The following is a 3,781-nucleotide window of genomic DNA, read 5'->3' on the forward strand; positions in this document are numbered from 1 at the left end:
ATTAAAATCCTCCACCTTTTTATTTTCTTACAATTAATATATCGATTTAAAAAGAATTTAAAATCAAATAAAAGTATGAAAGTACATACTACTTTAGTAGTAGTAATAGTAATCAATTGTATTTCAATTAAAATTCATGTGATTAGAGGATTCTTTTTATTTAAGAAGGAATAAATATTTAAAGAAAGCTAAATAAACAGTGTACATATTTATAGGGGAGAAGATGTAAATGAAAGTTTTTATAAAAAAATTTCCACCATTAGAAGTAGCATATATAAGACGAACTGGTAGCTACTTTGAACCACAAGATCACTGGGGAAAGTTACTGAATTGGTCAATTGAAAATAAACTTTATCCACCAGAGCAATCATTTATCGGAATATCATTAGATAATCCTGAACTTGTTGCAAGTCATAAGTGCCGGCATGATGCATGTGTTACGATTCCTGAAAACTTCGATAAAGAAAAGCATCATGATGTGCAATTTAAAAGATTAGATGGAGGTACATATGGTCTATACCAGTTCTATGATGAACCTCATAAATTAAGTGAAGCGTATCAATACATGTATGCAGAGTGGCTACCAAATAGTGAGTATGATGCAGATTATGATAGAGATAATTTAGAGTTTTGCTTAAATAATGTTGCTGAAGATCTAGACGGAAAGTTAAAGGTTAATTTATTTGTGCCAATTAAAAAGATATAAAAAACAAATAATTTCATTTGTAGCTTTAAAATGAAATTGGAATAGTAGTGAAAGAAAAACTTTTTTTGAAGATAATATTTCTAGCGTAGGAATTTAAGTATGTAGGTTGCAATGAAAGGAGAATCCACATGGATACATTTGTAAATGACAAGTTTTATGAAACGAGAGATCAATTAGTTGAGGAAATTAATTTGTTGAGTGATGCTCAATTTAATAGGAAACCAGATAAGGATAAATGGAGTATTGCACAAGTTTGTCATCATTTAGTTTTATTAGATGAGAGAGTTATAACAGTTATTTCATCAGGATTAAAAAAGTTAGATAGTACCCAAAATGAGCGTAAAGAAATTCACACTATTTTATTAGATAGAACGAAAAAGTTTATAGCTCCAGAAATGATTGAACCAAGTATAGAACCATTTGAAGTGGAGCAAATGCTCAATATGCTAAACGAATCAAGAAAAGAATTGATGCGTTTCCTGAGTACAATAGAAGATGAGTCTATATTAGCGAAAAAAGCAGTGATGCATCCAGCTCTTGGAGAATTATCCCTTGATCAGTGGATAGAACTGATTTATTTACATGAACAGCGTCATATTTCACAAATAAAAGAGATAAAATTACTTTGTGAAATTGAAAAGTAAAAATCATTCCCTATTTATTGATGCGTATTATAAACAGGGAAAACGGTTGATTCATATTGATTCAGAAGAAAACAAAAATAGAATGAAATTAGTTGAAAGTAACCAATAAGCTTAAGAAAATATGAAACTATCCGATTTTCTGTATAAGTGTAACCCCGTCTTAAATGAAGAGCGGGGTTATTTTTTTGGAAGTATTTTCATTGAGAAGGAAATACTTCGACAATGAAATTCAAAAAAATAATCATCATAACATATTTTATATGCGAATTTTAGTAAATTGAAATAATGATTTTATGATGATGAATGATATGTCCTTATTTTGAAAGTACTCTTCACACGCTTAAGGAATGGGTATTCTGTCAGGAAACGATAAAATACAATTCTGTTAGGGGATGTATGCAATTTATTCTCTTTATTTTGCAACAGAACCACCTTCAAAATTATCTTTTGTAGTTGAAGTTTCCTGAATAATAAGTTACATTTTTAAAGTTCAAGCAACTTTATGAAAGTACAAAAAGGGGAGAAATATTATTATTATGCAAAAAATGAAATGGAAGAACTATGTATGTTACTTTGTAATTCTATTACTGCTTGGAACAGCAGTAATAGTCAAACCACCTATCTCTAAGGCTGAGGAATCTGAAGTTAATATCACATTGTTAGGTACTGCAGATATTCATGGTAGATTTATGCCTTGGGATTATGCGCTTGATGGAGCAAATATGAGTGGAAGTTTGACGCAGCTTTATACGGTTATAAAGAAGGTCCGTCAAGAAAATCCAAATACCATATTAGTAGATGCTGGGGATACAATTCAAGGAAACTCAGTAGAATTATTCAACGATAAACCACAATCGCCAATGATGGTAGCGATGAATACAATGGGATATGACGCCTGGGCATTTGGAAATCATGAATTCAATTTTGGATTAGATACATTGAAAAAAGTTAGTGAGCAATATAAGGGAAAAACGTTAGCAGGAAATATTTATAAGGAAAATGGAGAGCGCTTTCTTCCTGCATATACAATTGTGGAAAAAGGTGGAATTAAAGTTGGGATTATTGGTATGAATACACCAATGATTAGTGATTTTGAAAAAGGGACAGATCACTTAGATGGTTTAGTGGTGAAAAATCCGGTAGAAGAGACGAAAAAGGCAATTAAGGAATTAGAAGGTAAAGTAGATGTAATGGTAGGAGTTATGCATATGGGATTAGAAAATGAGAATGGTATCCCTGGTACTGGTGTTCAAGATATTGCAAATGCTTGTCCGGAACTAAGCGCTATTTTTGCGGCTCACATGCATAAACTTGTAAAAAAAGAAGTTGTAAATGGCGTAATTATTACAGAACCAGATAAATATGGAACACATATTTCACGTATTGACCTTACTTTTACAAAGCAAGATGGGAAGTTGACTTTAAAAAATAAAACTGCTACCGCTATACCTGTAAAAAATGCTGATGGAACAACGATATTATCTGATCCTACACTTGAAGAAACATTAACACCTTTTCACGAATATGCGAGAGGAGATGCAAATGTTGTAGTCGCTCAATTAAAGGGGAGAAATCTTGTTCCTGAAAATGAAATAAAAGGTATTCCAAGTGTTCAGATTCAAGAAACACCTTTATCAGATTTCTTTCATGAAGTCATGCTCTACTACAGTAAAGCGGATGTAGTAGCCCATCAAATTGATAATGATTATGCCCGTTTGGATATAGGTCCTATTAAGAAAAAAGATATTGCGTACAATTACCAATATGCCTTGGGAGAAATTACAGTATATAAGATTTCTGGAAAAGATTTAAAAGACTATATGGAATGGGCAGCAGGATATTTTAACTCATCTCGTGCCGGAGATGTAACCGTTAGCTTTGATAAAACCCGCCGTGCATCTAAATACAGTACGAACGATTTCTTTGGAGGCGTAAAATACGAAATTGACTTAACAAAACCATATGGAAGTAGAATTACAAATTTACGCTCTATTCGTACAAACAAACCAATCAAAACGAGCGATGTTATGACGCTGGGAATGAATGCATATAGAATGGAGGCTCTTCAGGCAAAAGGGGGAGCTTTAGAGGGGCGTAAGTTTGAACAAATTTGGTCATCTAAACAAGAGAATGCATTTGGAGAAACAGGCGGAACCATTCGTAACCTTGCTATTACATATTTAAAAGAGGTAAAGAATGGTGTATACACTCCAAAAGTTATGCGTAATTGGAAAATTACTGGTGTAGATTTACATTCTTCAGAGCATAAGGCTGTAGTTGATCTCGTGAATAAAGGGATTTTAGAAATTCCAAAAACAGAAGACGGAAAATACACAAATATAGCATCTATAAATACGAAAGACTCAATTTCAAAAGAAGAAATTGTAGCACTCTCACAAAAAGCAAATATTAATCCAAATGAGTTTAATCA

The 3,781-nt window shown here is 32.3% G+C and carries 3 protein-coding genes; all 3 read left to right on the plus strand.

The features are described 5' to 3' along the window. The first annotated feature begins 229 nt into the window (after positions 1-229). On the plus strand, positions 230-706 hold the full coding sequence (locus tag ABWK52_RS28575; RefSeq protein WP_000862353.1) for an AraC family transcriptional regulator: 477 nt from the start codon (positions 230-232) through the stop codon (positions 704-706). Positions 707-834: 128 nt separating this feature from the next. After that, complete coding sequence (locus tag ABWK52_RS28580) at positions 835-1,350, plus strand: DinB family protein (RefSeq protein ID WP_000379370.1); 516 nt, start codon at positions 835-837, stop codon at positions 1,348-1,350. Between the two features lie 536 nt (positions 1,351-1,886). Next, positions 1,887-3,781, plus strand: a 1,895-nt coding sequence (locus ABWK52_RS28585) for a bifunctional metallophosphatase/5'-nucleotidase (RefSeq protein ID WP_353772340.1), incomplete at its 3' end; no start/stop codon positions are given.

The organism is Bacillus sp. AP50 (genome assembly GCF_040492675.1).
In the GTDB taxonomy this organism is placed as follows: Bacteria; Bacillota; Bacilli; order Bacillales; family Bacillaceae_G; genus Bacillus_A; species Bacillus_A cereus.